Raw genomic sequence first — 24,765 nt, 5'->3', positions numbered from 1 at the left:
CCGTCTTCATCGAATAGCGCCACGGCTTGCTGCCGCTGGATTTCGATCGCGCGTACGGCGTTCTCCGCCGTGCCGACGTCGAACATGCAGGAAAACTGGCAAAAATAGTCTCGAACAGAATGTATTCGGCGCCCTTCGCGCGTGCATGCCGCATCACCGCAACCAGGTCCGGCGGCTCGCCGTAATAGGGCGGCCTGGCGGCATAGAGAAACCAGCCGAACGGGGTCGCCGACGGGGCACTGATCGGCGCGAGCTGGCGCGTCGCTGCTTCAACGGCGTTCTCATCAAGCCACCGGCACGCCGCCGCCGAGAGATGGACGGTCGAGCAATCGAAGAAAATCCGCAACGGGTAAGTGACGGTCATGGCACGTCTCCAAATCGCTGCACCGTTGACGGCAAGAGGGTATGACCGGGTGGTTGCGTCGCGAACGGATCGACGTCGCGATGGATCGGTTGCGCGCGGCCCATCCAGGGTTCCGGCCGGATGCAGCGCACCCAGTCGGCGAAGCTCGGAATCAAGCCGAGGTCTTCGATGCAGTGCTGCTCGCCAATCAGCCGCACCGGCACGACGCGACCGGTCGAGACCGTGACCGTGGTCCCGAACGCGCGCTCCAGGCCGAACACGCCTTCGGCGTGGTGGCGAAGCGCCCGGTGCCGGAAGTCGGCGATGATCAGCTTCGAGGGTTCATCGAACCACGCGTGGAGCGGAAGGTAGTCGTCGGCGGCGCCGCCCCATTTCCGCGCGGAGGACAGGGCATGGTGATAGGGATGTGCCATGATCCGCCCTCACCACTCGTGACCGGAATATTCGGAGCTTTCGATACGCTCGTTGTAGTCGAGCCGGATCGTTCGCTCCGCAACGTCGAAAGTGATTTCGCCGAACGCGCCTTCGTTGTTCTCCCACCCGCCATGCGTCTCTTCCAAGAAGGCGTAGGCGAGTTGTTCGATCGCTTCACCCAGCGGCAACGTGCGGCGATGGAGCTCCGAGCCATCCCAGGCAGGTGTTGCGATCTCGATGTCGCAGATGGGCAGGGCGGCCGCGGCATCGCCTGTGCGGGCGTCGATGCTTTCGATTTGGCCTGAGTCGCCGACGCCGTCGAAGGTGACGACGACACTGGTGATGCCGGCGCTGGCGAGCTTATCGAAAAGTGCAGCCTTGTTGCCGGGCAGGGCTTCTTCGGCAAGGCGGCTGCGGGCGTCGTCCTGCGCGATCAACTGCTGCCAGACGACAACAGCATCCTGCGCCGATTGAACTTCGGTCATGACAGATCTCCAATGAGGGGAAGAGATGCGGGACGGCCGTTGCCGCCCCGCAGACTTGGTTCAGCTATTCGGCCGCGAACGCGTGGGCTTCGTCGGCCTCCTGCTCGAAGCCCTCGGCCTCGCCGTCATCCGTGGCTAGCGGAGCAACGCCAGCGGTGCCCGCCTCTTCGGACCCGGTGACGTCGGTCGCCGCGAGCGCCTCGACTTCGGCGACTTGCGGCATTGCCCGGCCCGGCGTGCGCAGCGGCTCGGCCAGCCATCCCGACCCGGCCAGCAGCGCCTCGGCCTTCTCGGCCATCTCGCCCTTCTTGAGGTGGTCGATCAGCTGCGCCGCGTGCTCGCCCTTGGCCTCCCGCACGGCTTGCAGGATACGCGCCTTGGTGACCCGGCCGAGATACGTGTCGACCGTTGGCGTCCAGCCCGCCGCCGCCATGTCGAGGTCAACCGCCTTCGCCAGCACGTCGGCATGCGCGAGCACCTGCGGCCGGCGGCTGTAGGCTTCGTGCACGGCATTGACGCTCAGGCCGACGCAGTGCGCGAACAGCGCCTCGCGGGACAGTTCGCCCAATCCGGCCAGGGTGGCCCAGAGGTCTTCCGGCTGCTTCGGCAACTTCGCCGACCAGTCCTGGTGCCGCTGCGCCAGCGTCCGCGCCAGCGTGGTGTCGTTCAGGCCCGGCGCCTGGGCGTGGAACGTGACGCTCTTCACGTCCAGCTCCAGGCATGTGTTCAGGCCGTAGCCGTAGAACACGCGCAGGCAGAACGCGTGCAGGGCTGCCAGGAACGCGACGTCCCTGTGCTCGCCGAGTGCCACGCGCAGAGCCAGGGTTCGGTGCGTGGTCAGCTCGGTCAGCAGCCGGTCGGGCAATGGCCTGATGCCGTCTTCCTCCTCCGGCTCCGCCGCGGGTCCGGGGTTGCCGTAAACCGTGCTGCCGCTTGTCGCGGCATACGACGTCGCGGTGATCGGGTCGTCGTAACCGCCCTCGGCGTCGATCTCGACATCGGGCTCTTCCGGGATCGGCAACTCGTCCTCCGGTCGGACATAGCCCCGCTCGACCTTCAGGGCGCCCGCCCCGTCGATGCTAACGAACGCGCCAGCACGCGCCACTTCCTCGGGGTCGAACGCCGCCGGACGATCTTCTAGCGTGCCGAGCATGGTCTCGATCTCGGTCATGCGCCGGTCGATCTCCTCCGGCAGGTCCTCGTAGTCGGCGTACTCTTGCTCGAGCCGGTCGTACTCCTCCCGCAGGGCGTCCCGCGTCGCTTCCTCCTCGGCGGAGAGCGCCACCACTCCGCCCCGCAGCTGGCGCAGCCCGAAATGGTGGCCGTAGGCGAAGTCGGGCGCGACCTCGATCCACTTCCAACCTTCGGCGGCCACGGTCTCGGCATCGCGCTGGAGCTTCTCGACCACGAGCTGGTCGATCAGCCCGGGGTCTTGCAACCAGCCACCGTCGTCGCCCTGGAACAGGTCGCGCATGACCGTGCCGCCCGCTCCCTCGTAAGCCTCGACGCCGACGAACAGCGCCCGCTTGTCCGCTGCGCGCACCGCGCCCTCGGTCAGCATGCGCCGGATGACGTAAGCTTCCTTGGTGTATGACTGGCTCAGCCGGTCAAACACCTGCTCCTGCCGCTCATGGTCGCCGTTGACCGTGAACGCCATCAACTGGTCGAGCGTCAGGCCGTCCTCGGCGTAGACGTCCAGCAGCTTGGGCGACACCGACGCCAACCGCAGCCGCTGCTTCACGACGGCGACCGACACGAAGAACGCGGCGGCGATCTCCTCCTCGGACTGGCCCTTCTCGCGCAGCGCCAGGAATGCCCGGAATTGGTCGAGCGGGTGCAGCGGCGCGCGCTGGACGTTCTCGGCCAGAGAGTCCTCCTCGGCGATGCCGCCCTCGCGGATCACGCACGGGATCGGCGCAGCCTTGGCCAGGCGCTTCTGCTTGACCAACAGCTCCAGCGCACGGAAGCGGCGACCGCCGGCCGGGATCTCGTACATTCCGGTCTCGATGCCGGCGGCGTCCAGCACGGGCCGCACGGTGAGGGACTGCAGCAGGGTGCGCCGGGCGATGTCGTCGGCGAGCTGCTCGATCGACACGCCCGCCTTGACGCGGCGGACGTTGCAGGCGCTGAGCAGCAGCTTGTTGAAGGGGATGTCGCGCGAGGCGCTGAGCGTGATCTTCTGAACCGATTGGGCCACGGTAAGTCTCCGTGACGGGCCGGCCGGGAGACGCTCTCTCGACCTCCTCAACCCGTCAAGAAGCCGTTCACGGCCCTCTCACTCTCGACGCATCCGGGGACGCATAAGCCGCGTCGGCGTGGAGACGGAGAGCCGCCCCCACGCTTCTCAGAATTAGCGGACGCTGGCCAGCAGCTTCGAAGCCTTGCCCTCCAACTCCAGCCGCGCATCCTGGTGCGGCTTGGACCGGGCTAAGGCGGTAATGCCCTGCACGAAGTCGAAGATGGACTCCGGCGGACGGCCCTCCTCCTCCAGCACGGTGGCGATGATCTTCGCCGTCTCGGGCTTGGAGAAGCCCTGTTTGCGCAGGAAGCCCTCGCGGTCCTCGTCCTTGCGCGCCACGATCCGCTCGCGCGACGCCTTGATCCCGGCCATAAACGGGGCGGCCGACGAGTTGGCGAAGTTCTCCAGCGCCGGCGCCGCCTCGTGGGCGAACCGGTTGGCGGCAAACTTGCTGTGCCGGATGCTGATCTCCTCGAAGCCCTCCGCGCCCCAGATGTTCCGGTTCATGCAGACGGCGCGCAGGAAGAACGACGCCATGCCCAGCGTCTTCGAGCCGACCTCGCTGTTCCAGCAGTAGAAGCCGCGGAAGTAGAGGTCGGGGTCGCCGTTCGGCAGGCGGCCGGCCTCGATCGGGTGCGTGTCGTCGACCAGGAACAGGAAGACGTCGCGGTCGCTGGCGTAGAGGGTGGTCGTGTCCTTCGTCACTTCGACGAACGGGTTGTGCCGCATCGTCGACCAGTCGAGCAGGCCTGGCACCTTCCAGCGTGTATCGCCGACGCCGTCGCCGGCGATCTTCATCACCGCGCCCACGAGCTCATGGTCCCAGATACGGCCGTAATCCGGCCCTGTGACGGCGCGCAGCTCGATGCGGCCCTCGTCGGCTTCGAGCGTCTTGATCAGCTCGGCTCGGTGCGACAGCAGGCCGTGCTGCATGTTGATGCCGGCCAGCGGCGCTGGAAGCTCGCGCAAGTAGCCGGCGGGGGCGCCGACCAGGCTGCACATCTGGCCGAACGACCAATGCGTGGGTGCGACCGGCGCGTCACGGCCGGGCACGATCAGCGCCATGCGTTCCGCATTGTCCCGGCTTGCCTCCACCCGGATATCGCGGGTTTCAACCGTGCGAGCGGTCGCTCGATCGGCTCGGGCACGGACGGCGGTATGAAGGGCGTTGAGGGACAGATAACGCTCGTCGTCGGGCCGGGAGAACCATTCGGACGAGACACGGCCAATCCGCTCGCCGCGTGAGATATCGACCTTATAGCCGGCGGACACCGGCGTGTCGGACGGAACGGCAGGATATCCCGCGGGTCGAGCGGGAGGGACGTTGATTGAGTTCATGGCCAAGATCTCCGCGGCGAGCCGACCGAGAGCCTCTCTCGACCTCCAAACCCGCCACGGCAACAGCCGCCGTCCTCTCACTCTTGCTCGCGGGCGGCGACCGGGGCGGACTCGGGGTCCACTTCGTGTAGGCCTGGCCTTTCCGGCGCGCTGACGAGATTTGTATGTGCGATCACGCGGCCGAGCGCCACCAAGCGATGCGCTCGTCGCGCGTTGCATTCGCAAGCCGCAATAATAGATCGCCGTGGCACGCGGCTGGCGCGCAGAAACACAGCAGATCGCGACCTCGCAACTCATCGAGCGCGCGCAACAGATGATGTTGGTTCCGCAGCCAGGTTGCGTGTTTCGCGATGACGGCTTCGAGATCCCCATTGACGCCGATCCGGAATAGATTACCCCATTTACTGCCGCGCCCGACATAAATCGACCCGTCATGGCTGCCGCAAACACGCTTGTTGAGCACCCTGCACATGCAACCCTGCGTTTCCGCTTCGTGTGCGACGGAAGCAGCAGGGCGCGGCAACAGGCCCGCATGTCACAAGGCAGTCGCCTCGACGATTGCCGCGGGAACGGGGGAACGGGGGAACGGGAACGGCGCAGCCGTTGACCTGCGGGCGGCCGCGCCAGCGTGGCTGACGCGAAGCCCGAAGCGGAACGATTATGGTGCTGTGGAGGGAGTTCAAAGGGAGGCAAGGCCGCCTTCTGATGAAGGGGCGGCACTCGGGCCGGGTCAGGTGGCGTTACCGGGAACTCTCATTTCTACGCACGTCGTGACGAAACCTCCGCTATTGATCCCGGCGCAAAGGGGTTATCACAAAGGTCGTGATCGCCGGCTCAGTCCTAAAGATCGGTGAGACGGTCATGTATCTTGGTAGCGAGTTGCGTCAGCCGTTGATTCTTCATGACTGCAATAAAGTCCGAAGCCGAGAGGGGTATCTTTCTCAGATTGCGCCTGGCATTTGCCAGCGAGGCGACCGTCAGCTCCGGAACTTCGTCGTAAAGTTTGGCGAGAAATGCGTCCGGTGTCAGCCGACGTAACCCGTGTTTCTGCAACTCGACCGCCGGGAAGTCCCTCAGATTCCAGGTCAGGATGACGGACGCGTCCGCTGCGATTCCGGCTGCGACGACATGACGATCGGCAGGATCGGGGAGGAAGACGGCTGGGATGTGGCTTTCGTAATCGGTGACGTTCGCTGTCGGGACCGCATCGTCCATCAGTTGCCGGGTCACTTGCAGCCGCTCGACTGAGATCGCGGGTACTTTACGCGCAAGATTGCGAATCCATTCCGCATGGATTTCGTGGGTCCAGCGTGCGTCAATGAGGCGGTCCACCGCCATCTGCATGACGACGTTCCTAACGTGGAACGGGTAGAGAATGCACGCATCGAAGACCGCGACCGACGGTCTAAAGGCCATAGTTACGTTGGAGATCCTCGGTGTCGTCGGCGAGTTCCTCCATTGCCGCGCGTTGCGCGTCGACCTTGGTTTTCAGGGCAAGTACATCCTTCACAGTCGCGCGGCGATGTTTGCCGACGTATCGGAAGGGCAGATCGCCCACGTCCATCCTGTGGACCACAAGCGGGCGTGAGACGCCGAGTATGCTCGCCGCATCGTTCGGACTGAGTTCCTGGTCTTCGGTCAGCACTGCCACTCGTTTCCCGTCGAGCAGGCGGCCTAAGACCGTTTCCATCAGCGCCGCGGCTTCCGGGGGCAAGGAGATGGCTTGGTCGACTCCGCTTCGGCGCTTGACGCGCAGCTCAACGTGGTCCTCCCGTCCGAGCGCCTCTAGACGGCCCGTCTCCTGTCGCGCGTTTTCAGACAGCGCGACGAATTGCAAAGCGTGCGTGGTCATGGTGCGAACCCCCTTTTCTCAACCAATAGCCGCGCGCCGCTCTAACTGCAATAACTGAAATTCGAAGCGATGCTGAGAACGCGAGCCTGGCCGCCCTCGCCGGGTAGAGCGACGGGAGGATTTCAAGCCCAAAGGTCCATCGAGGATCCTGCTGGCCGAAGCCTGCATTCCCTCAGGAGGCCGGTTGCGGTGTGGCTGCGGTGGTCGGCCGTCAGCGCAACTCCGTCCAGCCCGGCGCGAGAAGGTGTCGCTGACTGGTCAAAGATTTGCTGGCTCGTGCGGTGGAAGCGCTCGGGCCACGACCCCTCAGCTCATCAAGGTAGTCAGCCCACCACTGCATCATCAACACCCGCTCATCCCAGTGTCCTCCGCGGGCGTATGCCGCGCGGGCGTCGTTGCTCTCGACGTGGGCGAGCTGACGTTCGATCGCGTCAGGGTGCCACTTTCCAGACTCGTTCAGCAGGCTCGATGCGGTCGCCCGAAAGCCGTGGCCCGTCGCCTCGTCCTTCGCGTAGCCGAGGCGCCGGAGGGCGGCGTTCAGGGTGCCATCGGAAATTGGACGGCACTGCGAACGAACGCCGGGAAACAGCAGATCGCCCCTGGAGATAAAACGGAGTGCGCGTAGCAGCTCGCGAGCCTGCGCCGGCAGCGGGACGCGGTGCGGCCGGCGCATCTTCATCCGCAATGCGGGAACGGTCCATACGGCGCGCTCAAGGTCGAACTCGGACCATTGGGCCAGTCGCAACTCGCCAGGACGGGGGAAGAGGACGGCGAGCAGTCGTAGGGCGATCCGCGTGCCAGGCTGGCCGTCGAACGTTTCGATGGCGCGGAGCAGGGCACCGAACTTCTGAGCGTCCGTAATGGCGGCGCGTGGCGTCGGCCTCACCTGCGTCAGGGCGCCGCGCAAGGCGTAGGTCGGCTCTGTCTCGGCCCGGGCGGTGGCGATCGCGTACCGAAAGACGCTGCCGATCGTCGATCGGAGCCGCCGTGCCGACTCGTAGCGCTCCCTGGCTTCGAGGGCCTGCAGCACCCTCAGGATGGCCGGGGCTGTGACCTCACGGATCGGCTCGTCGCCGAACTCGGCAATGGCGAAGCCTAGCAGCCACTCGGTCTTGGCGAGGGTCGCCTCGGAGCGATCCTCGCGCTTCAGTTTTACAACGTACTCCCCGGCGATGCTGCGGAACGTCGGGGCGTCAGTTCTGGCCTGGGCCTGGCGCTTCTTCTCGGCGGCCGGGTCATGGCCTTCCGCTAGGAGGCGCCTAGCGTCCTCCCGCGCTTGGCGGGCCCGGGCTAGGGCGATTGTCGGGTAGACGCCCAAGGCCAGCAGCTTCTGCTTGCCGCTGAACCTGTAGGCGAAGCGCCACAGCCGGGCACCGTTGGGCTGAATCCAAAGCTGCAATCCGCCGCCGTCGGTCAGCTTCTGGAGCTTGGTCCCGGGCTGGGCGGATCGGCATTTCGCGTCGGACAAGGGCATCGCTTCGGCCTCCTCGGAGGCACGATACCAACAGGGGGTCCGGATACCAACAGAACTACCATCAGCAGGCGGTCGATACCGGGGGTGCGCGGTGGTATCCGGCGCTACGCTGCAACACGCTCTCGGGACCCTAAATGCGAGCCAGATCAGGCTATTAGGCGTGAATTGGCGTAGGAACGGCGGGAAAGAGATGCGCTGGCGTAAGGGGGAATGGTGCCCAGGGGCGGAATCGAACCACCGACACTGCGATTTTCAGTCGCATGCTCTACCAACTGAGCTACCTGGGCATCGCGCGGATGCGCCCAACGGCGCGACCGAGGGCGGCTGCATAACCCAACGCCGAGCGGTGATCAAGCCGCTTCCGGCGATGGCGGCGGGTCCTCGTCCAATTCCGCCGGCGGTCCTGCAATACGGTAGACGCCGGCGAGCCAGCGGCCGAGATCGACCTCCTGACAGCGTGGCGTGCAGAATGGCCGGTGATCGGCGGAGGACCGCCGGCCGCAGATCGGGCATTTCGACGTCGTGTCAGCCATGGTCTTGCTCCAGCACCCAGCGACAGGGCGGCAGAGAGGGGTCAGATCGCAGTATTAGGTCGCGTCCGGTGCGCCGGACAAGGTCCGCCAGCGCCACCGGATCGGCGTGCAGGGCGGAGACGACAGAAGGCGCGGCCTTCAGCGCCGGCATCGCGCGCGGGTTCAAGTTCAGGCTGGCGACCACGGCGCGCAGCGCGGCCAGGCCGGCGGCGTGGGGGCCGGACAGCAGTTCGTGCAACGGCGGATGAACGCGGGCGCGCACGATCTCGGCCAGACCCAGCGCGGTAAAACCGAGGAATTTTGGCCTTAGCGGGTCGTCGGCCAGGGCGGCGGCCAGGTCAGGCGCAAGCTGCACACGCTTGCGGGCGGATAACCCGGCCAGATCGACGACAATTCCGCCGGAGAGGTCGCGCAGCCTGATCTGCGCCGCCAATGCGGGCAGGATGGCCCGGTTCAGCGCCTCATGCACGCCGCGCCGGCCGCCGCCGGCGGGCAGGGCGGCCCCCGCATCGATGTCGATCGCGACCAGGGCGGGTGTCGGCCAGATCGACAGGCTGGCGCCGCCGGGCAGGGTGACGAGGGGATGGAACAATGCCTCGACCGCCTCGGCCACGTCATCGTCAAAAGCCGTGTCCACCATGGTGACGCGGGCGCCGAGGGCCGGCCGCAGTCTTGCCGCCAGGGCAGGCTGATTGACCAAGACGGACGCGGCGGGATAGCGGGCAGCCAAGCGCATCGCCGGGTCCGGACCGCGGCGCAGCAGACCGACCGGGGCGCCGCCCACAAGGGCCGCGTCGTCCGGTGTCAGCCTGGCGCTCAGCCTCGGCCCCTTGCTGCCTTGCGCGGCGCGGGTGACGCGCACGCCAAGGATCGTGCCGACGGTCAGCCCCCTGGCACCCTCGCTGTCCGGCAGAAAGCCTTCCGCGTCCGCCAGCGCGACAAAGGCACCGGCCATGGCAGGCACGCTGGCGACAACCCGGCCGCGATGCAGGTCGCCGACGCCGTCCGGGGCGCCGGGGCGCCACAGCGAAAAGTCCAGCAGTGTGCCGTCCCGCATCACGGCGAGGCGGATTTCGCCCGGGCTGGCGGCGGCATGGATGGTGACGCTCACGGCACCGAATAGCCGAAGCCGCGCAGCAGTTGAGCGGTCTCGAACAGCGGCAGCCCAACCACGCCGGAGTGACTGCCGGACAGGAAGCGGACGAAACCGGCGGCGCGTCCATTGATGGCATAGCCGCCGGCTTTGCCCTGACCCTCGCCGGCTTCTACATAACGGTCGATCTGGTCCTGGGTCAGGCGGTTGAAGATGACGGTGCTCTCGGCCAGGCGCTCGGTCGACCGGCCGTCGGGGCCGGTCAGCACCACGCCGGTCATCACGTGGTGGCGACGGCCGGACAGCAAGGCCAGGCAGGCGCGAACCGTGTCGGCGGTTTCCGCCTTGGGCAGGATGCGGCGGCCGACCGAGACGACGGTATCGGCGGCAAGCAGGAAGCAGCCGGGGCAGGGGACGGCGGCGGCCTTCGCGCGGGCCATGCGGCGCGCGTACAGCCGCGGGGTCTCGTCGCGGACAGGCGTTTCGTCGATGTCGGGGGCGATGACGCGGTCGGGAATGATGCCGATCTGTGCCAGCAGCATCAGGCGCCGCGGACTGGAGGAAGCCAGCACCAGCGGCGGCGGATTGGGCCGCCGACCAGGCGCTACTTGAAGCGGAACGTGATGCGGCCCTTGCTGAGGTCGTAGGGTGTCATCTCGACGTTCACCCGGTCGCCGGCCAGCACGCGAATCCGGTTCTTGCGCATCTTGCCGCTGGTATGGGCAAGAATGGAATGTTCGTTGTCCAGTTTCACGCGGAACATGGCGTTGGGCAGAAGCTCCATTACCGTGCCGCTGAATTCGATCATATCCTCTTTTGACATCAGACCTCTTGGTTCCGTTGAGCAGGCCGGAACATGATGTTCGTGGCGGGCAAGGTCAAGCTATCCCGTCGGGCGTAGCCGCTTCCGGCCTGGTCGCCTTGGCTTGACATGACACCGGCCGCCGTCCCCTCGGCTGGGGCTGGTACTGAATGGCGTGGTTATTGCTGGGTCGCTTCAACCATAGTGATCACACCTGCCATCTGGAAGGGATCCGCATGAAAAGGCGGCGGTTTCTGCGTTATGCCGGCGGCGCTGCCATGGCTGGCGGCATTGCCCGCCCATCGCTTGTGCGATCTGCCTCCGCCACGACGCTGAAATTCGTTCCTTATGCGGACCTGGCGCTGCTCGACCCATTGGCCGGCGCGCTGGTGACGCGCAACCACGTCCTGATGGTGTTCGACACGCTGTTCGCGCTGGATGCCGGCGGGAACGCGCAGTACCAGATGCTCGCCGGCCATGCCGTCGATGCCGACCAGAAGGTCTGGACCCTGACGTTGCGGGACGGGTTGCTGTTCCACGACGCCACGCCGGTGCTGGCCCGGGACGTCGTTGCCAGCCTGCGGCGCTGGGGTCAGCGTGACCCGTTCGGCCAGGCGCTGCTGGCGGCGACCGACGAGCTGTCGGCGGCCAACGACAAGCAGGTGGTGTTTCGCCTGAACCGGCCGTTCCCGCTGCTGCCGCAGGCGCTGGCGAAGCCGACCATCAATGTGCCGGCGATCATGCCGGAACGGCTGGCCGCCACACCGGCGAGCAAGCTGTTGACCGAGATGGTCGGCAGCGGCCCGTTCCGGCTGCTGCCGGACGAACGCGTCTCCGGCGCGCGCACCGTCTATGCGAAGTTCGAGAAATACCTGCCGCGCGCTGGCGTCGCCAGTTTCTGCGCCGGCCCGCGTATCGCCTATTTCGATCGCGTCGAGTGGCTGACCACGCCCGACCCGTCCACCCAGGCGGCCGCCCTGCAAGCCGGTGAGGTCGATTGGGTCGAGCAACCCGAGATGGATCTGGTGCCATCGCTGAAGGCCGACCGCAACCTGATCGTCGAGGTTGTCGAGACCCACGGCCTGATCGGGATGCTGCGCTTCAACCAGTTGTATCCGCCGTTCGACAACCCGGCGATCCGTCGGGCCGTGCTGCACGCGGTCAGCCAGAAGGAATTCATGACCGCGGTGGCCGGCGAGACGGATCCCGGCGTGATCAACGACCGGGTCGGATTTTTCGATCCTGCCTCGCGCTATGCGTCCAACGTCGGGATGGAGAACTTCAGTGCACATCCCGACTTGGCGGCGCTGCGCAAGGCGGTCATGGCGGCCGGCTATGGCGGGGAGAAAGTTGTCTTCCTGGGCGCCGCCGATGTGCCGCGGATCACCGCCGTCTGCGAGGTGGGCGCGGACATGTTGAGCAAGATCGGGCTGAACGTGGCGTATACCTCGCTCGACTGGGGCACCATCGTGCAGCGCAACCTGAGTCAGAAGCCGATCGCGGACGGCGGGTGGAGCCTGTATGGCGCGATGACGGGTGGCCTTGATTGGGACAATCCGGCGTGTAACGCGGGGTTGCGGGGCAATGGCCGAGCCGCGACGGCGGGCTGGCCGACGGCGCCGAGGCTGGAGGCGCTGCGTGACCAGTGGCTGCATGCCACCGACCTGCCGACGCAGCAGGCGCTGGCCGCGGACATGCAGCGTCAGGCTTTCGTCGATGTGCCGACAGTGCCGCTGGGGCTGTATTTCCAACCGGTCGCTTACCGCAATGACCTGACCGGGATGATGAAGGGGCTTGTGCTGTTCACCGGCGTGCGGCGCGTCTGAATGGGCGATCCGGCGCGGCTATCGCTCGACAGGCTGACGTGATCACGTCGCGCCATCAAGGAGACTCCGCATGAAACGACGTCAGCTCTTGCGCTACGCCGCCGGTTCCGCCGTGGCCGGCGGCATCGCCCGCCCGGCGATCGTGCGGTCTGCTTCGGCCACCACGTTGAAGTTCGTGCCTTATGCCGATCTGGCGCTGCTCGATCCGCTGGCCAGCGCCTTTGTCACCCGCAACCACGTCATGATGGTGTTCGATACCCTGTTCGCGCTGGATGCGGCCGGCACCGCGCAATACCAGATGCTGGCCGGCCACACGGTCGATGCCGAGAAGGTCTGGACCCTGACGTTGCGGGACGGTCTGCTGTTCCACGACGGCACGCCTGTGCTGGGCCGCGACGTTGTCGCCAGCCTGCATCGTTGGGGTAGTCGCGATGCATTCGGCCAGGCGCTGATGGCGGCGACGGATGACCTGTCGGCGCCCAACGACAAGCAGGTCGTGTTTCGCCTGAACCGGCCCTTCCCGCTGCTGCCGCAGGCGTTGGCGAAACCCACCAACCTGATGGCGGTGATCATGCCGGAGCGGCTGGCGACCGCGACACCCGGCAAGCTGCTGACCGAGATGGTCGGCAGCGGCCCATTCCGCTTCCTGCCGGACGAGCGGATTTCCGGTGCGCGCAATGCCTATGCGCGGTTCGATAAATATGTGCCGCGCGACGGTGTCGCCAGCTTCTGCGCCGGCCCGCGCATCGTTCATTTCGACCGTGTCGAGTGGTTGACCACGCCCGATCCCTCCACCCAGGCCGGCGCGCTGCGGGCCGGGGAGGTCGATTGGGTCGAGCAGCCGGTGATGGACCTGGTGCCCTCGCTGAAACAGGACCGCAACCTGAAGGTGGAGGTGGTGGAGACCACCGGCCTGATCGGCGTGCTGCGGTTCAACCAGCTTTATCCGCCGTTCGACAATCCGGCGATCCGGCGCGCCGCGCTGCGGGCGGTGAACCAGAAGGAGTTCATGCAGGCGGTGGCCGGGGAGGCCGGTCCCGGCGTGATCAACGACCATGTCGGCTTCTTCGCGCCAAGCTCGGTCTACGCCTCCAACGCCGGCATGGAGAACTTCAGTGCCGATCCGGACCTGGCCGCGCTGCGCAAGGCGGTCATGGCGGCCGGCTACAACGGGGAGAAGGTGGTGTTCCTGGGAGCCTCGGACGTGCCGCGGATTACCGCGATCTGCGAGGTGGGCGCCGATGTGCTCGGCAAGATCGGGCTGAACGTCGATTACGTGTCCACCGACTGGGGCACGGTGGTGCAGCGCACCACCCGCAGCCAGCCGATCAATGAGGGCGGCTGGAGCATCTTCGGCTCGATGTGGGGCGGCCTGGACTGGGACAATCCGGCGGGCGACGCGGCGTTGCGGGGCAACGGCAAGAACGCGTGGTTCGGCTGGCCGACTGCGCCGAAGCTGGAGGCGATCCGCGACCAGTGGCTGCGTGCCACCGACCTGCCGACGCAGAAGGCGCTGGCGGCCGACATGCAGCGCCAGGCCTTCGTCGATGCGCCCTGCATGCCGCTGGGGCTGTATTACCAGCCGGTCGCCTATCGCGCCGACCTGACCGGGATGATGAAGGGGCTGATCCTGTTCACCGGGATCAAGCGTGCCTGACTTGAGGCGGCGGTTCCGATCGCACAGACTGCCGTGAAACATCGGGCCTGGGAGGCCCGGGTTGATCGGAGTCGAGCATGATCACTGTCGAGGAAGCCCGCGGGCGCATCCTGTCCGCCTTGCGCCCCACGCCGGCCGAGGTGGTGGCGCTGGCCGGCGCCTGGAACCGGGTGACGGCCGAACCGGTGGTCGCGCGCCTGACGCAACCGCCGGCCGATGTCTCGGCCATGGACGGGTATGCCCTGCGCGCCGCCGACGGAACGCCGCACGCCAGCCTGAGCGTGATCGGGGCGGCCCCGGCCGGTCATCCTTTCGCCGGTATCGTCGGCGCCGGACAGGCGGTGCGGCTGTTCACCGGCAGCGTGGTGCCGGCCGGCGCGGACGCGGTCCTGTTGCAGGAGGATGCCACCCGCGACGGCGACAGCGTGCGGGTGAACGAGGCTGTCACAGGGGGGCGGCATATCCGTCGCGCCGGCCAGGATTTCGCCGCGGGGGATGCGGTCATTCCGGCAGGGCGGCGGCTGACCGCGCGTGATATCGGTCTTGCCGCCGCTGCCAATCACCCATGGCTGGTGGTGCACCGGCCGCCGCGTGTCGCCATCCTGGCCACGGGCGACGAGATCGCCCTGCCGGGGGAACCGATCCCGCCGGGCGGCATCGTCAGCTCGAACTCGCACGCGCTGGCCGCCCTGGTGCGCGCCGGCGGCGGCGAAGCGATCGTGCTGCCGGTGGCGCGCGATGATGATGCGGCGATCGGCGCGGTGGCGGACCAGGTGCTGGGAATGGACATGCTGGTGACCACCGGGGGCGCATCGGTGGGCGACCACGACCTGGTGATCGCGGCACTGCAGGCGCGCGGCATGACGCTGGATTTCTGGCAGATCGCGATGCGGCCGGGCAAGCCGCTGCTGTTCGGGCAACTGGGCGCGACGCCGGTGCTGGGGCTGCCCGGAAATCCGGTGTCGGCGCTGGTCTGCGCGATCCTGTTCCTGCTGCCCGCGCTGGCGCGCCTGTCGGGACTGGCCGTGGCGCCGCCGCCGGTGAGTGCCGCCGTGCTGGGTGCGACGGTGAAGGCGAACGACCAGCGCGCCGATCATCTGCGCGCGACAATTGTGGTCGAATCGGATGGCCAGTTGGTCGTCACGCCGTTCCCGGTGCAGGACTCGGCGATGCTGCGCCGGCTGGCGCTGGCGGATGCCCTGGTTCTGCGCCCGCCGCATGCGCCGGCGCTTCCGGCGGGGGCGCGGGTGGAGGTGATCCGCCTCGATTCGCTGGGATTGTGACGACAGTGGTATGATAAATTCGTCTTAGACGCTGCAATATTCAAATCCGCCCACAGTTTCGCTTGACGAAGTGACGGGAACCTTCATAGAACAGCCCAGCCGGTTGCCGCTTTGTTCCGGAGCCTAAGTAAGGACGCCCGCTATGTTGACTCGCAAGCAGTATGAACTACTGATTTACATCGATCGCCATTTGAAACAGACTGGCATTTCCCCAAGCTTCGAGGAGATGAAGGACGCGTTGGACCTGCGGTCCAAGTCCGGCATCCACCGGCTGATTTCGGCGCTGGAGGAGCGAGGCTATCTCGCCCGCCGGCACCATCGTGCCCGCGCGCTGGACGTGCTGCGGCTGCCGGACAACATGATTGCGCGCGAAAGCTCGAGCATGGCACCGGCAGAGCCGTCGCAAGGCTTTGCCCCCAACGTCATCCGCGGCGACTTTACCCAACGCCTGAGCGGGGTGAAAACCGCGAACGATGCCGGCGCGATCCAGTTGCCGATGTACGGGCGGATCGCCGCCGGTCTGCCGATCGAGGCGCTGCGGGACACCACCAGCTACATTGAGGTGCCCATGGCGATGCTGGGCAACGGCGAGCATTATGGGCTGGAGGTTGCTGGCGACTCGATGGTCGAAGCTGGCATCCTTGACGGTGACAATGTCATTATCCTGAAGGGTGACACGGCGGAGAACGGACAGATCGTCGTGGCGCTGGTGGACGATGCCGAGGTGACGTTGAAGCGCCTGCGGCGGCGGGGGAACTCGATTGCGCTGGAACCGTGCAACGTGCGGCACGAGACGCGGATCTTTCCGGCTGACCGGGTGAAGGTGCAGGGGCGGATCGTGGCGCTGATGCGGCGTTATTAACGTCCTGGTTCAGAGGTTCGCCATGGACAGCGAACTTCCGATCCACGACACCAGCTTTCTGTTTTCAGTGGGCTGCTCATCCGCTCCGTCCGCCGCATGATGCAACGAACTGCGGGGGCAGGACACCTGCGGCGGGATACGGCTACGCCACCTCGTCGGCCAGAACCCGTAGGTAATACGCCGGATCGCCGAACAGACGCTCGATCACCATGCATCGGCGAAAGTAATGCCCGACGGCGTATTCCTCGGTCATGCCGATGCCGCCATGCATCTGCACGGCACTCTGCGACACGTAGCGGCCGGCCTGGCCTATGCCGACCTTGGCCAGCGCGATGTCGTGCGACCGCTGCGCGTCGTCTGGATTGTCGATCGACATGGTGGCCAGCATTGCCATGCTGCGGCCCTGCTCCTGCGCCATGAACATATCGGCCAAGCGGTGCTGCACCACTTGGTAGGATCCGATCGGCTGGCCGAACTGAACGCGTGTCTTGCTGTACTCCAGCGTCATCTCGTTCATCGCTTCCATTGCCCCCACCGTTTCCGCGGCGGTGGCGGCGATGCCGGCTTCGATGACGCGGCGGATGGTCGGCAGGCCGTTGCCGACCTCCCCTATCACATCGGCATCGCCGACTGCCACGTTGGACAAGGCAATGTCGGCGGCTCGCGTGTCATCTCGGCTAAGGTAGCCGCGGCGGGCGACGCCGGAGGCGGACGTGTCCACCAGGAACAGCGTGATGCCGGCTTCGTCGTAACGGTCGCCGCTGGTGCGGGCGCTGACGATGATCTTGTCGGCGGCCTCGCCATGCGAGACGACGGTCTTCGAGCCATCAAGCACCCAGCCGGCGCCGCTGCGTTTGGCGGTCGTTATGACATCGGTCAGGTCATAGCGCGCCTGACGCTCGGCGTGCGCGAAGGCCAGTTTCAGGCTGCCCTCGGCGATCGCCGGCAGGATGCTGTCCTTCTGCGCCGCGGTCCCGGCGGTGGTCACGGCGGTGCCGGCCAGCACGACGGTCGGGAAGTACGGCTCCAGCACCAGCACGCGGCCGAAAGCCTGCATCACCAGCATGACCTCCTGGGCGCCGCCGCCGAAGCCGCCGTAGTCCTCGGCGAACGGCAGACCGAGCAAGCCGAGTTCGGCGAACTGCGACCAGACCGCCGGGGAGTAGCCTTCGGGCAACGCCATGTAGCCCTTGCGCTGCGCGAAGCTGTAGGTGTCGCCCAACATGCGGGTGACACTCTCGACCAGCAGCCGCTGGTCGTCGGAGGGTTCGAAGTCCATTACAGCCCCAGCACCGCTTTGGTCAGGATGTTCTTCTGGATCTCGTTGGTGCCGCCGTAGATCGAGGCCGCGCGCAGCATCAGGTAACTGCCGGCCGAGGCGCTGCCGGCTTCCATCAGCTCATCCGGCTCGTTCATCGCCGCCAGTTCCTGCGCCCAGATCGGCATTGCCTGCGGGCCGGCGACGTCGACCGCGAGTTCAGTGGTGGCCTGCAGCAGTTCGGTGCCCTTCACCTTCAGCACGGAGGACAGCGGGTCCGGCTTGCCGGCACCCTTGGCCTTGTCGTAAGCCGAAACGACCCGGTACTGGGTGATCTCCAGCGCCTTCATGTCCACCTGCATCTGCGCGACGCGCTGGCGGAAGGTCTGGTCCTGGATCAGCGGCTTGCCGCCAAAGTTGACCTCGTGCGCCATCGACGTGGCGGACTTGACCCGCTCACGCGATTTGCCCAGGCGCGCGATGCCGGTGCGTTCGTTGCCAAGCAGGTATTTGGCGACATCCCAACCCTTGTTCTCGGCGTGCACGCGCATCTCGACGGGTACTTTCACGTCATCGAAGAACACCTCGTTCAAATGATGGCTGCCGTCGATTGAGATGATTGGCCGCACGGTGATCCCCGGGGTCTTCATGTCGACGAGCAGGAAAGAGATGCCTTCCTGTCGCTTGCGGGCGTTGGGATCGGTCCGGACCAGCAGGAAGCACCAATCGGCGTTGTGCGCGGTGGAGGTCCAGATCTTTTGCCCGTTCACCACGTAATGATCGCCATCCAGCTTCGCCGCCGTCTTCAGGGAGGCGAGGTCCGATCCGGCACCGGGCTCCGAGAAGCCCTGGCACCACCAATCGTCAAGGTTGGCCGCGCGGGGGAGAAATCGCTGCTTCTGCGCCTCGGTGCCGAAGTGGATCAGCACAGGGCCGAGCATGGTGATGTTGAACGAAAGCAGTTCAGGGGCGGGGGCCATAAGATTTTCTTCAAGGAAAATCATCTTCTGGATCGCGGTCCAGCCGGGACCGCCCCATTCCTTCGGCCAGGAAAGCGCCGCCCAGCCCTTGGCGTTCAAAATGCGCTGCCAGCGCACCGTATCTTCCTTGGTCGGCGGATGTCCGAGCTTCATGCGCTCGCGGGTATCGGCCGGCAGATTGTCGCGGATGAAGCCGCGGACTTCCTCGCGGAAGGCAAGTTCTTCCGGGGCAAAGCGAAGATCCATGATGCGATCCCTCCTGTTGGCCGGCAGTCTAGGCGGGCGAGGATCGGGAGGCAAATCCGAGAGTGGCGGAGAATGGCTCGGGCGGTAGGATTCGAACCTACGACCAATCGGTTAACAGCCGATTGCTCTACCGCTGAGCTACGCCCGAACAAGTCGCACGGCGGCGACCGCCGTCAGCCGGCCTATCTAGGGGTCTGGCCAGAGCGGGTCAACATCGGAAACACGGTTTGTCCGGCGTGCATGAAGCTGTATAAGGCTGGGCGACGGAGGTCGAACATCATCACGACTTTCCGCGGGCGTGGTGGAACTGGTAGACGCGCCGGACTCAAAATCCGGTTCCTTCGGGAGTGTCGGTTCGATTCCGACCGCCCGCACCAAAACCCAAGGAATAGTGCCGGTTTGCGAGATGGTTTGGTCCACCTTTGGACCAGCCCACTGGATCCGTAACAATGCCTCAGATTTTCGTGATCCGGAGGCTTGTGCCGAAGCACTGCCGAAGCTGCATGCCGGGGATTGATCGGCGGCTGATAGGGCGTTGGGACGGCGCAGCTAGATCAGCCCATCCCAGGCAACGGTGCCATGCCACCTAAAGGCATGTTTACCACTGTGGCGCATTTGCAACATAACCTCCGAGCAGGTGACAAAAGACAGCCGTCTCGATTCTGGACTTGACCTAAACTGCGAAATAGCGTAGAATACCGGCATTGGCTTTAGACAGCCAAGTGACGGAACCGAAAACCGAGACCCAACTAGGTCTCATAAAAGGGTTCGGTGGCCAGTGTCGAAGGCATTAGGGCTGCGGATCGTGAGAGACCCGGCTACCTAATCGGTGGATCGACAATCCCATGGGAACACCTCGGTAGGTCGGGTCCCTGAAATCCAGCCGCTGTAACCGACTTTAGCTTAACACTAATCCATCATTGAGAAGGATAGGCAATGAGAACCAAGCTTTTCCCTAACATCGTCGATCTTGTCGATAGATGGTGTGAGATCACGGGCGACGATCCGAAAGAGGTTCGCCAGAGAACGCGTGAAATGCGGCGCGAAGACATGCTTCCTGACTTTCGTGTCTCCGATACCCGGCTCACTGAACACCATGTCGCTGCTTTTATCATCGCCATGGTTGCGGCCGATAAGCACAACGAAGCGCCGGAGGCGGCACGCAAGCGCGGCGCATTGCACCAGACTGACTTGCGTTCGGAAGGAGGCGACCATTCGTGGGAAACCACGGGAAGCCTTGCCGGCGATCTTGCTTTTCTTCTCCGGCAGATGAAAGAGCGCGGCCCCTGGATTGTTGCGTGGTTGACTGTCAGCACAACGCATAATCATGCTGATCTGATGGCTGTTTATGGTCCGTTAAAGCGCAGTGCCCGCGTTTCCGCAGACTACGGCGCGCCGATGCTAACTGGTAAAGGGCCAAAGTTTCCTGTGATTGCAAATCGCAGGGTTGAAGCTCAGGTTATATGGCACTTGATCGGCCTTCTGTCCGACGACTGACATGCTCAAACCGACCAGCGGATACGCTCGCATCGCAGCACGCAAGCAACAACGCATCGCCAGGCGAGCCGCGAGACCTGAGTAAAGAAACGGCCCCGGCGAATGAAGCGCCGAGGCCAGAAGATGTCTTTCAGAACTGAACCCAACCCGAATTCAAGCATTATGCAATAAAACCGCATAAATGTCAAGTCTTTTGTTCGGGTCCGAACCCAAATGGACCGATTTTCATGCTTAACAACGAACATAGCGACGGTCAGCCGTTGCCTGAAGATATCTGCAAGGAACAGGCCGAGCGCAACGCGCTGAATGCTCGCGAACATGAGGCATGGGCGCGGACGCGTGCCGCTGCCAGGCGAGACGCCATAACCGAGGCGAATGAAGCTCTTGCTGGCTACATGGCCGAAGCACTGGACCGAGCGCGGTTATGGGCTCTCTTTCATGTTGATCGTGCCGAAGCCCGTAGCCTGCCAAAAGGCGAAGCGGCGTTTATGCGCGTCGCGGGCATTCTTAATCAGCTACATACCGTCATCGAGGCGCGCAGCATCAGGCCCCGGCTGATCTGGGTAGCCAGAGCGGCATACGACGCAGCGTTCTCCATTACCGAATGCGAGACCGGCGGCAGGTATCCAGAAGCAGCCTTGCACCAGCTTGTGGAAGCAGAGGATAGCCCGATCCGCGCGTTATGCTGGACGATGGCCTTCATCGCGGATCAGCATTGGCAGCTTGCCGCGAACCTCATGACGCCGATCGAGGCGCGGCTTGCTGCCGCTAACGACCTGATTGACGCGCCGCTACCCCCGCCGCTGCTGACGGAACTGGAAACGCCATGAAGCTCCATAAGATACCGCCAATGCCGCCGAAGCCGAATGTCAAAGCGATAGGCATGTTCCCGGCTGAACTCTTGCAAGTTGAGGGTCTACTCGGCTTGTTCATGGCCGAGTGCGATCGCAGCGCGCCGAAGCGGCGTCAGCCGATCTATGCGCTGGCAATGGCCCTATGCGTTGTCGGTGCTCTTGCTGGCAGGCGTTACCGCAGTGTGACCAACTTGCGGACCAACATCTATGTCGCAGTGCTAGGTGAAAGCTCATCAGGCAAAGGCCATGCTCAAACCGTAGCTTCGGGGCTGTTGAGCAAGGCCGGGCTATCACACTACATGGCGGGCGAATTTCAATCGGGCAGCGGCCTTACTGCGGAGCTAGTCGAGCATCCTGTCCGGCTTTCGATCAACGATGAATTTGGGCTTTGGCTGCAAAGCGTCACCGGGGATCGAGTGCCACTGCACCGGGCGGAGATCAAGAAAAAGCTCATGGTCTTGTTCTCCTGCGCCAACGGCATTCACGTTGGCAACGCCTATGCCGACCGCAAGATGAACGTCCGCCGGGACATTCATGAACCGCATCTTTGCCTGTTTGGCGCTGGCACTCCTGATCATTTCTACAACGCGTTGCAGTCCGGTGCGTTGAGGGATGGTTTCATTCCCCGGTTCCTGCTTTTCCAGCCCGATGAATGGTATCCGACGCGGGTCAAGGCGCCGCAGATGTTGGACATATCCGACGCCATGATCGAGGCAGCGCAGACTATCGCCGGGATGCTACCGGGCAGCGGCAACCTAGGTGGCATACTTCAAATGCAGCACGACTGCACCGCTGTTGCCTTAACGGTGCCCTATAGTGCGGATGGCGCGGCCAAGCATGATGAACGGGCAGATTATTGCGAGGCGATCACGCAACGCGGGTGCGTTGGCTATTCATCCAAGGAACTGGTCGGCAAATGGGAGGAACATGCCATCAAGCTCGCCATGATCCGGGCCATCAGCCGTGATCCTCTCTCCCCGGTCATGGACGCAAAATGTGTCGAATGGGGATGGCGCGTCGCCGAACACTGCATAAGCACAATCAACGGCATGGCCTATCGCCACATCGCCGATAATCAGCAGGAAGCCGACCATAAGATGGTGCGGAACATCATTTCCGAGGCTGGAAGTGACGGCATCATGAAGCGTGACGTAATCCGCCGCACATCGAGGCTGGATGTGAAGCGGCGCGAAATGATCATTACATCACTGATCGACGGCGGCGAAGTGATGCCGGAAAAGATAGCGCCTGGCGCGGCAGGAGGCCGTCCGGGGTTCCGCTACAAGATCGCGGATTAGGCGGAGCGGATGTTGACTTTACCCGGTTAAGTCAGGGTTTAGTCAAGACCTTCAATGGGGCCTAACCTATTGATCTTCCTAAAGAAAGTAAGTTAAGTCAGTAAAGTCAGTTGATTTCTACGGTGCATCTTTTTCTCTCTCACTCTCCGCACCCGCCCCAAAATGGGGATGCTGTTTCCAGAATGCGGAAATTAACTGACTTAACCGTAAAATGTTGACTTCAAAAGGAAATCAGTCTGACTTTACCGATGTCTAAACCTCAGACTTAACCCCCAAGGTTGACTTTACCCCATCGCTACCGCTGCCAAGCACCATGCGCTGGCAGCGGAACAACATCAGCGCCCGCCGGGCGGCCGGATCGCTGATGCCATCATCGCCGCCCAAGGAACTGACCTCATGCCAATATCTGGAAGCTTCAACGCCTATCTTACCTTCTCGCAGACTGTAACCGCCGTTGCATACATCGTGCATCAGTCCAGCTACGCCTACAGTGTTCCATTCGCTCAAAACGATGGGGCGGCTGTCCTTATCGTTAATAACTCGGCCTCGGATTTGATATTCCGCTGGGGTATCGACGCAAGGGCAGTCGTCGCGGAGAACTTAGCCGGCGTCTTCCGTGTGCCAGCCGGTCAATCCACCCTCTGGACCGAATTGGACTTCGGACAGGGGCAGGCGCCGGGCCTCAGTCCAAGCGTCCAGTTGCCGACGTTTATCGCCATGGCGGCCCCTTTGGGCGGCGGGAAGGTTACGATCTTCCGTGGCCAAACATCCATCATGCGAAACTTCCCGATCACCGTTCTGTCTCAGGACCCCTCCGATGGCCCTGGACTGCCGGCAGGCGGCTTTCTCAACGCGATAAGCCCGTAACATGGCAACCGAACCCACCCCGCCTAGCGCAGCCGAATATGCCGAACGGCTCAAAGTCATCATCCGAGAAAGCTACATCGCTGAACTCAGGCGCCAGGACGAGCGCGACCTTTCCGCAATTCTAGCCCGTCACACCAATCCGGAAGCATAAGACAATGGTAAGCCAGCAAAATCTCCAATTGCTCAAACAAGCCTGCCTGAAATCCTACCAGGCCGCGAGGGTAAACTACCGCGCTCCGGTGTTCGGCCTGATCGACGCGGCATGGGCGGAGGCGAACGCTGACGTTAAGGCAGCGGCGGATGATGAGGCGAGCGCGAACGTCGCGCGGAAATTCACGGTGATCTTTGAAGGGTTCGCATCACTCAATTTCTGGGAAGTAAGCGAGCTTGCGATGGAAGCCGACCCGGTAACGGGTGCATCTACCAGGCGGACAATATTCGGGAAGCGCCCTGCCTTGTTGGCCTGGTTTGCCACGCATGAGGCCAAGAAATCGGAACTGCAAGCCCGAATGGACGCAAGCCGGGAGCGAGAGGCCGAACAGGCACGCGAAGCTATCCCCGCGCTTTGCCTGAGCCGTCTGCGCGAAGCCGGCTATGATCTGACCCTGGATAAACAAGGGCGCCTCTGCGCGGCTCCTGGGGCTGTTCTGGACGTGGGCTTCGGCACGGACATCTATCGTGATCGCAAGACCGAGTTCGTGGCGATCTTGAAGGCGGAAGCCGAAGCAGCGGCGGCGGAAGCCAAGCGGCTGGCGCCGGTGCCGATCGACTGACGATCCTGTTCAACCGAGTGGGCGCGGTTCCTCTTGGGGAGCCGCCCGCGTTCCCATTGAAAACCAATTTAAGATATATCGAGAGATCAAGATGATGAAGCTTACGAATCATGGCGGCATCCGACCCGGCGCTGGCCGCCCGCCCGGATCACGCAACCGCTCTACGATTGATCGCGAACAGCTATCAGCGGAGGCCATCGCCCGTATGCACGCGGCAGGGATAGCAAACGAGGTTCTCACGCCAGCGGGCATTTCCGCGATGTCTCCGCTTGAAGTGCTATCGTATGCTATGACGTTCGAAGCTTGCGCCGGTAGGTGGGTTCAAGCCGCCGCGCTGGCGAAAGAGATTGCTCCCTACCGCCACGCGAAGCTGTCGCACGTCGTAACCGACACCACAATCAGGAATATCAGCGACATGTCAGACGCGGAACTGGAAATGCTCGTGTCCAGGATCAGCGTCGATAGCAACGAAGTAGACGAAGACGAAGCCGGCTGATTGCCAGGCGTAGGATGCACGCTAGAGCGGTTCCGGAACGTTGCTTGTGCGATGGCAGCGGAAACCCTCTGGCGTGCCTACAGGAGCCGCAGGGGTATGGCATCAACGCGGGTTCGAATGGCTGGCCTCTCGCGAAGCAGATTGAAGCGGCTGGATGATCCGGCAACGGAATCAGGAATGCGCCGGCAAGGCCGCGAAACCGCTGGAGCGGTGTTTCAGGTTCGCGAAACGCCGCTTCAACCTGCACAGCACATCGCGAAAACTGCCCTGCCGA

General features: G+C 64.2%; 25 protein-coding genes and 3 tRNA genes. 11 read left to right on the top strand and 17 right to left on the bottom strand.

The features are described from left to right. The 14 genes from ACQY4S_RS07880 to infA all read right to left on the bottom strand — a co-directional run. Positions 1-364 (bottom strand): hypothetical protein (locus ACQY4S_RS07880; protein WP_428484625.1); only part of this gene is annotated, 364 nt, incomplete at its 3' end. Further along, positions 361-777, bottom strand: coding sequence for a DUF6915 family protein (locus ACQY4S_RS07875; protein ID WP_428484624.1), 417 nt, complete (start codon positions 775-777; stop codon positions 361-363). The genes ACQY4S_RS07875 and ACQY4S_RS07880, both read right to left, overlap by 4 nt. Positions 778-786: 9 nt before the next feature. Then, the gene (locus tag ACQY4S_RS07870; protein ID WP_428484623.1) at positions 787-1,263 is read right to left on the bottom strand and encodes a DUF6878 family protein; all 477 of its coding nucleotides are present in this window, start codon (positions 1,261-1,263) and stop codon (positions 787-789) included. A 64-nt stretch (positions 1,264-1,327) separates the two neighbouring features. Further along, the gene (locus ACQY4S_RS07865; RefSeq protein WP_428484622.1) at positions 1,328-3,460 is read right to left on the bottom strand and encodes a ParB/RepB/Spo0J family partition protein; all 2,133 of its coding nucleotides are present in this window, start codon (positions 3,458-3,460) and stop codon (positions 1,328-1,330) included. Positions 3,461-3,613: 153 nt separating this feature from the next. Beyond that, the gene (locus ACQY4S_RS07860; RefSeq protein WP_428484621.1) at positions 3,614-4,774 is read right to left on the bottom strand and encodes a DUF932 domain-containing protein; all 1,161 of its coding nucleotides are present in this window, start codon (positions 4,772-4,774) and stop codon (positions 3,614-3,616) included. 238 nt (positions 4,775-5,012) lie between these two features. Further along, a complete protein-coding gene (locus ACQY4S_RS07855) occupies positions 5,013-5,312 on the bottom strand; it encodes a DUF4326 domain-containing protein (RefSeq protein ID WP_428484620.1) in 300 nt (99 codons plus the stop codon). A gap of 368 nt (positions 5,313-5,680) precedes the next feature. After that, the gene (locus ACQY4S_RS07850) at positions 5,681-6,256 is read right to left on the bottom strand and encodes a PIN domain-containing protein (protein WP_428484619.1); all 576 of its coding nucleotides are present in this window, start codon (positions 6,254-6,256) and stop codon (positions 5,681-5,683) included. Continuing rightward, positions 6,246-6,692 (bottom strand): DNA-binding protein, encoded by a 447-nt coding sequence (locus ACQY4S_RS07845; protein ID WP_428484618.1) that lies wholly within the window; start codon positions 6,690-6,692, stop codon positions 6,246-6,248. Before ACQY4S_RS07845 ends, ACQY4S_RS07850 begins: the two co-directional genes overlap by 11 nt. 211 nt (positions 6,693-6,903) lie before the next feature. Then, complete coding sequence (locus tag ACQY4S_RS07840; protein ID WP_428484617.1) at positions 6,904-8,166, bottom strand: tyrosine-type recombinase/integrase; 1,263 nt, start codon at positions 8,164-8,166, stop codon at positions 6,904-6,906. Between the two features lie 211 nt (positions 8,167-8,377). Then, positions 8,378-8,453: transfer RNA gene (locus ACQY4S_RS07835), tRNA-Phe, on the bottom strand. Between the two features lie 63 nt (positions 8,454-8,516). Then, positions 8,517-8,699, bottom strand: coding sequence for a DNA gyrase inhibitor YacG (locus ACQY4S_RS07830; RefSeq protein WP_428484616.1), 183 nt, complete (start codon positions 8,697-8,699; stop codon positions 8,517-8,519). Beyond that, positions 8,692-9,810 carry a ribonuclease E/G gene (locus ACQY4S_RS07825; protein WP_428484615.1) on the bottom strand — a complete coding sequence of 373 codons (1,119 nt, stop codon included), beginning with the start codon at positions 9,808-9,810 and terminating at the stop codon, positions 8,692-8,694. Before ACQY4S_RS07825 ends, ACQY4S_RS07830 begins: the two co-directional genes overlap by 8 nt. Then, a complete protein-coding gene (locus ACQY4S_RS07820) occupies positions 9,807-10,367 on the bottom strand; it encodes a Maf family protein (protein ID WP_428484656.1) in 561 nt (186 codons plus the stop codon). Before ACQY4S_RS07820 ends, ACQY4S_RS07825 begins: the two co-directional genes overlap by 4 nt. A gap of 29 nt (positions 10,368-10,396) precedes the next feature. Next, the gene (gene infA / locus ACQY4S_RS07815) at positions 10,397-10,615 is read right to left on the bottom strand and encodes a translation initiation factor IF-1 (protein ID WP_158924133.1); all 219 of its coding nucleotides are present in this window, start codon (positions 10,613-10,615) and stop codon (positions 10,397-10,399) included. A gap of 215 nt (positions 10,616-10,830) precedes the next feature. On the opposite strand from infA, the gene ACQY4S_RS07810 reads away from it, so the two are divergent. The 4 genes from ACQY4S_RS07810 (at position 10,831) to lexA (ending at position 16,222) form a co-directional block, all read left to right on the top strand. Further along, positions 10,831-12,420, top strand: coding sequence for an ABC transporter substrate-binding protein (locus tag ACQY4S_RS07810; RefSeq protein WP_428484614.1), 1,590 nt, complete (start codon positions 10,831-10,833; stop codon positions 12,418-12,420). 70 nt (positions 12,421-12,490) lie between these two features. Continuing rightward, positions 12,491-14,077, top strand: coding sequence for an ABC transporter substrate-binding protein (locus ACQY4S_RS07805; RefSeq protein ID WP_428484613.1), 1,587 nt, complete (start codon positions 12,491-12,493; stop codon positions 14,075-14,077). A 77-nt stretch (positions 14,078-14,154) separates the two neighbouring features. Continuing rightward, positions 14,155-15,360, top strand: coding sequence for a molybdopterin molybdotransferase MoeA (locus tag ACQY4S_RS07800; protein WP_428484612.1), 1,206 nt, complete (start codon positions 14,155-14,157; stop codon positions 15,358-15,360). A gap of 142 nt (positions 15,361-15,502) precedes the next feature. After that, positions 15,503-16,222, top strand: a complete 720-nt coding sequence (lexA, locus tag ACQY4S_RS07795; RefSeq protein WP_428484611.1) for a transcriptional repressor LexA — start codon at positions 15,503-15,505, stop codon at positions 16,220-16,222. A 142-nt stretch (positions 16,223-16,364) separates the two neighbouring features. Here the strand turns inward: lexA and ACQY4S_RS07790 are convergent, their stop codons facing one another. From ACQY4S_RS07790 to ACQY4S_RS07780, 3 genes are all read right to left on the bottom strand, one after another. Continuing rightward, on the bottom strand, positions 16,365-17,501 hold the full coding sequence (locus tag ACQY4S_RS07790; protein ID WP_428484610.1) for an acyl-CoA dehydrogenase family protein: 1,137 nt from the start codon (positions 17,499-17,501) through the stop codon (positions 16,365-16,367). Beyond that, complete coding sequence (locus tag ACQY4S_RS07785; protein ID WP_428484609.1) at positions 17,501-18,706, bottom strand: acyl-CoA dehydrogenase family protein; 1,206 nt, start codon at positions 18,704-18,706, stop codon at positions 17,501-17,503. Before ACQY4S_RS07785 ends, ACQY4S_RS07790 begins: the two co-directional genes overlap by 1 nt. Before the next feature lie 73 nt (positions 18,707-18,779). Continuing rightward, a tRNA-Asn gene (locus tag ACQY4S_RS07780) sits at positions 18,780-18,854 on the bottom strand. Between the two features lie 144 nt (positions 18,855-18,998). Between ACQY4S_RS07780 and ACQY4S_RS07775 the strand changes: the two genes are divergently transcribed. The 7 genes from ACQY4S_RS07775 (at position 18,999) to ACQY4S_RS07745 (ending at position 24,491) form a co-directional block, all read left to right on the top strand. After that, positions 18,999-19,083: transfer RNA gene (locus ACQY4S_RS07775), tRNA-Leu, on the top strand. A 559-nt stretch (positions 19,084-19,642) separates the two neighbouring features. Next, positions 19,643-20,203 carry a hypothetical protein gene (locus ACQY4S_RS07770; protein ID WP_428484608.1) on the top strand — a complete coding sequence of 187 codons (561 nt, stop codon included), beginning with the start codon at positions 19,643-19,645 and terminating at the stop codon, positions 20,201-20,203. A gap of 227 nt (positions 20,204-20,430) precedes the next feature. Beyond that, positions 20,431-21,033 carry a hypothetical protein gene (locus tag ACQY4S_RS07765; protein ID WP_428484607.1) on the top strand — a complete coding sequence of 201 codons (603 nt, stop codon included), beginning with the start codon at positions 20,431-20,433 and terminating at the stop codon, positions 21,031-21,033. Further along, on the top strand, positions 21,030-22,355 hold the full coding sequence (locus tag ACQY4S_RS07760; RefSeq protein WP_428484606.1) for a DUF3987 domain-containing protein: 1,326 nt from the start codon (positions 21,030-21,032) through the stop codon (positions 22,353-22,355). The genes ACQY4S_RS07765 and ACQY4S_RS07760 overlap by 4 nt, the downstream gene beginning before the upstream one ends. 396 nt (positions 22,356-22,751) lie before the next feature. Beyond that, entirely contained in the window at positions 22,752-23,222 is a 471-nt protein-coding gene (locus tag ACQY4S_RS07755) for a hypothetical protein (RefSeq protein ID WP_428484605.1), read from the top strand. Positions 23,223-23,401: 179 nt separating this feature from the next. Further along, complete coding sequence (locus ACQY4S_RS07750; RefSeq protein WP_428484604.1) at positions 23,402-23,995, top strand: hypothetical protein; 594 nt, start codon at positions 23,402-23,404, stop codon at positions 23,993-23,995. 91 nt (positions 23,996-24,086) lie between these two features. Next, on the top strand, positions 24,087-24,491 hold the full coding sequence (locus ACQY4S_RS07745) for a hypothetical protein (RefSeq protein WP_428484603.1): 405 nt from the start codon (positions 24,087-24,089) through the stop codon (positions 24,489-24,491). Positions 24,492-24,765: the final 274 nt, after the last annotated feature.

The organism is Rhodopila sp. (assembly GCF_965276935.1).
Lineage (GTDB): Bacteria > Pseudomonadota > Alphaproteobacteria > Acetobacterales > Acetobacteraceae > Rhodopila.
This window is presented reverse-complemented; position numbering and strand designations above follow the sequence as displayed.

Excerpts from the sequence above, each read along its gene's own strand:
- ACQY4S_RS07875 (WP_428484624.1), bottom strand. The coding sequence starts at position 777 with ATGGCACATCCCTATCACCATGCCCTGTCCTCCGCGCGGAAATGGGGC.
- ACQY4S_RS07870 (WP_428484623.1), bottom strand. The coding sequence starts at position 1,263 with ATGACCGAAGTTCAATCGGCGCAGGATGCTGTTGTCGTCTGGCAGCAG.
- ACQY4S_RS07855 (WP_428484620.1), bottom strand. The coding sequence starts at position 5,312 with ATGTGCAGGGTGCTCAACAAGCGTGTTTGCGGCAGCCATGACGGGTCG.
- ACQY4S_RS07850 (WP_428484619.1), bottom strand. The coding sequence starts at position 6,256 with ATGGCCTTTAGACCGTCGGTCGCGGTCTTCGATGCGTGCATTCTCTAC.
- ACQY4S_RS07845 (WP_428484618.1), bottom strand. The coding sequence starts at position 6,692 with ATGACCACGCACGCTTTGCAATTCGTCGCGCTGTCTGAAAACGCGCGA.
- ACQY4S_RS07840 (WP_428484617.1), bottom strand. The coding sequence starts at position 8,166 with ATGCCCTTGTCCGACGCGAAATGCCGATCCGCCCAGCCCGGGACCAAG.
- ACQY4S_RS07830 (WP_428484616.1), bottom strand. The coding sequence starts at position 8,699 with ATGGCTGACACGACGTCGAAATGCCCGATCTGCGGCCGGCGGTCCTCC.
- infA (WP_158924133.1), bottom strand. The coding sequence starts at position 10,615 with ATGTCAAAAGAGGATATGATCGAATTCAGCGGCACGGTAATGGAGCTT.
- ACQY4S_RS07810 (WP_428484614.1), top strand. The coding sequence starts at position 10,831 with ATGAAAAGGCGGCGGTTTCTGCGTTATGCCGGCGGCGCTGCCATGGCT.
- ACQY4S_RS07805 (WP_428484613.1), top strand. The coding sequence starts at position 12,491 with ATGAAACGACGTCAGCTCTTGCGCTACGCCGCCGGTTCCGCCGTGGCC.
- ACQY4S_RS07800 (WP_428484612.1), top strand. The coding sequence starts at position 14,155 with ATGATCACTGTCGAGGAAGCCCGCGGGCGCATCCTGTCCGCCTTGCGC.
- lexA (WP_428484611.1), top strand. The coding sequence starts at position 15,503 with ATGTTGACTCGCAAGCAGTATGAACTACTGATTTACATCGATCGCCAT.
- ACQY4S_RS07790 (WP_428484610.1), bottom strand. The coding sequence starts at position 17,501 with ATGGACTTCGAACCCTCCGACGACCAGCGGCTGCTGGTCGAGAGTGTC.
- ACQY4S_RS07785 (WP_428484609.1), bottom strand. The coding sequence starts at position 18,706 with ATGGATCTTCGCTTTGCCCCGGAAGAACTTGCCTTCCGCGAGGAAGTC.
- ACQY4S_RS07770 (WP_428484608.1), top strand. The coding sequence starts at position 19,643 with ATGAGAACCAAGCTTTTCCCTAACATCGTCGATCTTGTCGATAGATGG.
- ACQY4S_RS07765 (WP_428484607.1), top strand. The coding sequence starts at position 20,431 with ATGCTTAACAACGAACATAGCGACGGTCAGCCGTTGCCTGAAGATATC.
- ACQY4S_RS07760 (WP_428484606.1), top strand. The coding sequence starts at position 21,030 with ATGAAGCTCCATAAGATACCGCCAATGCCGCCGAAGCCGAATGTCAAA.
- ACQY4S_RS07755 (WP_428484605.1), top strand. The coding sequence starts at position 22,752 with ATGCCAATATCTGGAAGCTTCAACGCCTATCTTACCTTCTCGCAGACT.
- ACQY4S_RS07745 (WP_428484603.1), top strand. The coding sequence starts at position 24,087 with ATGATGAAGCTTACGAATCATGGCGGCATCCGACCCGGCGCTGGCCGC.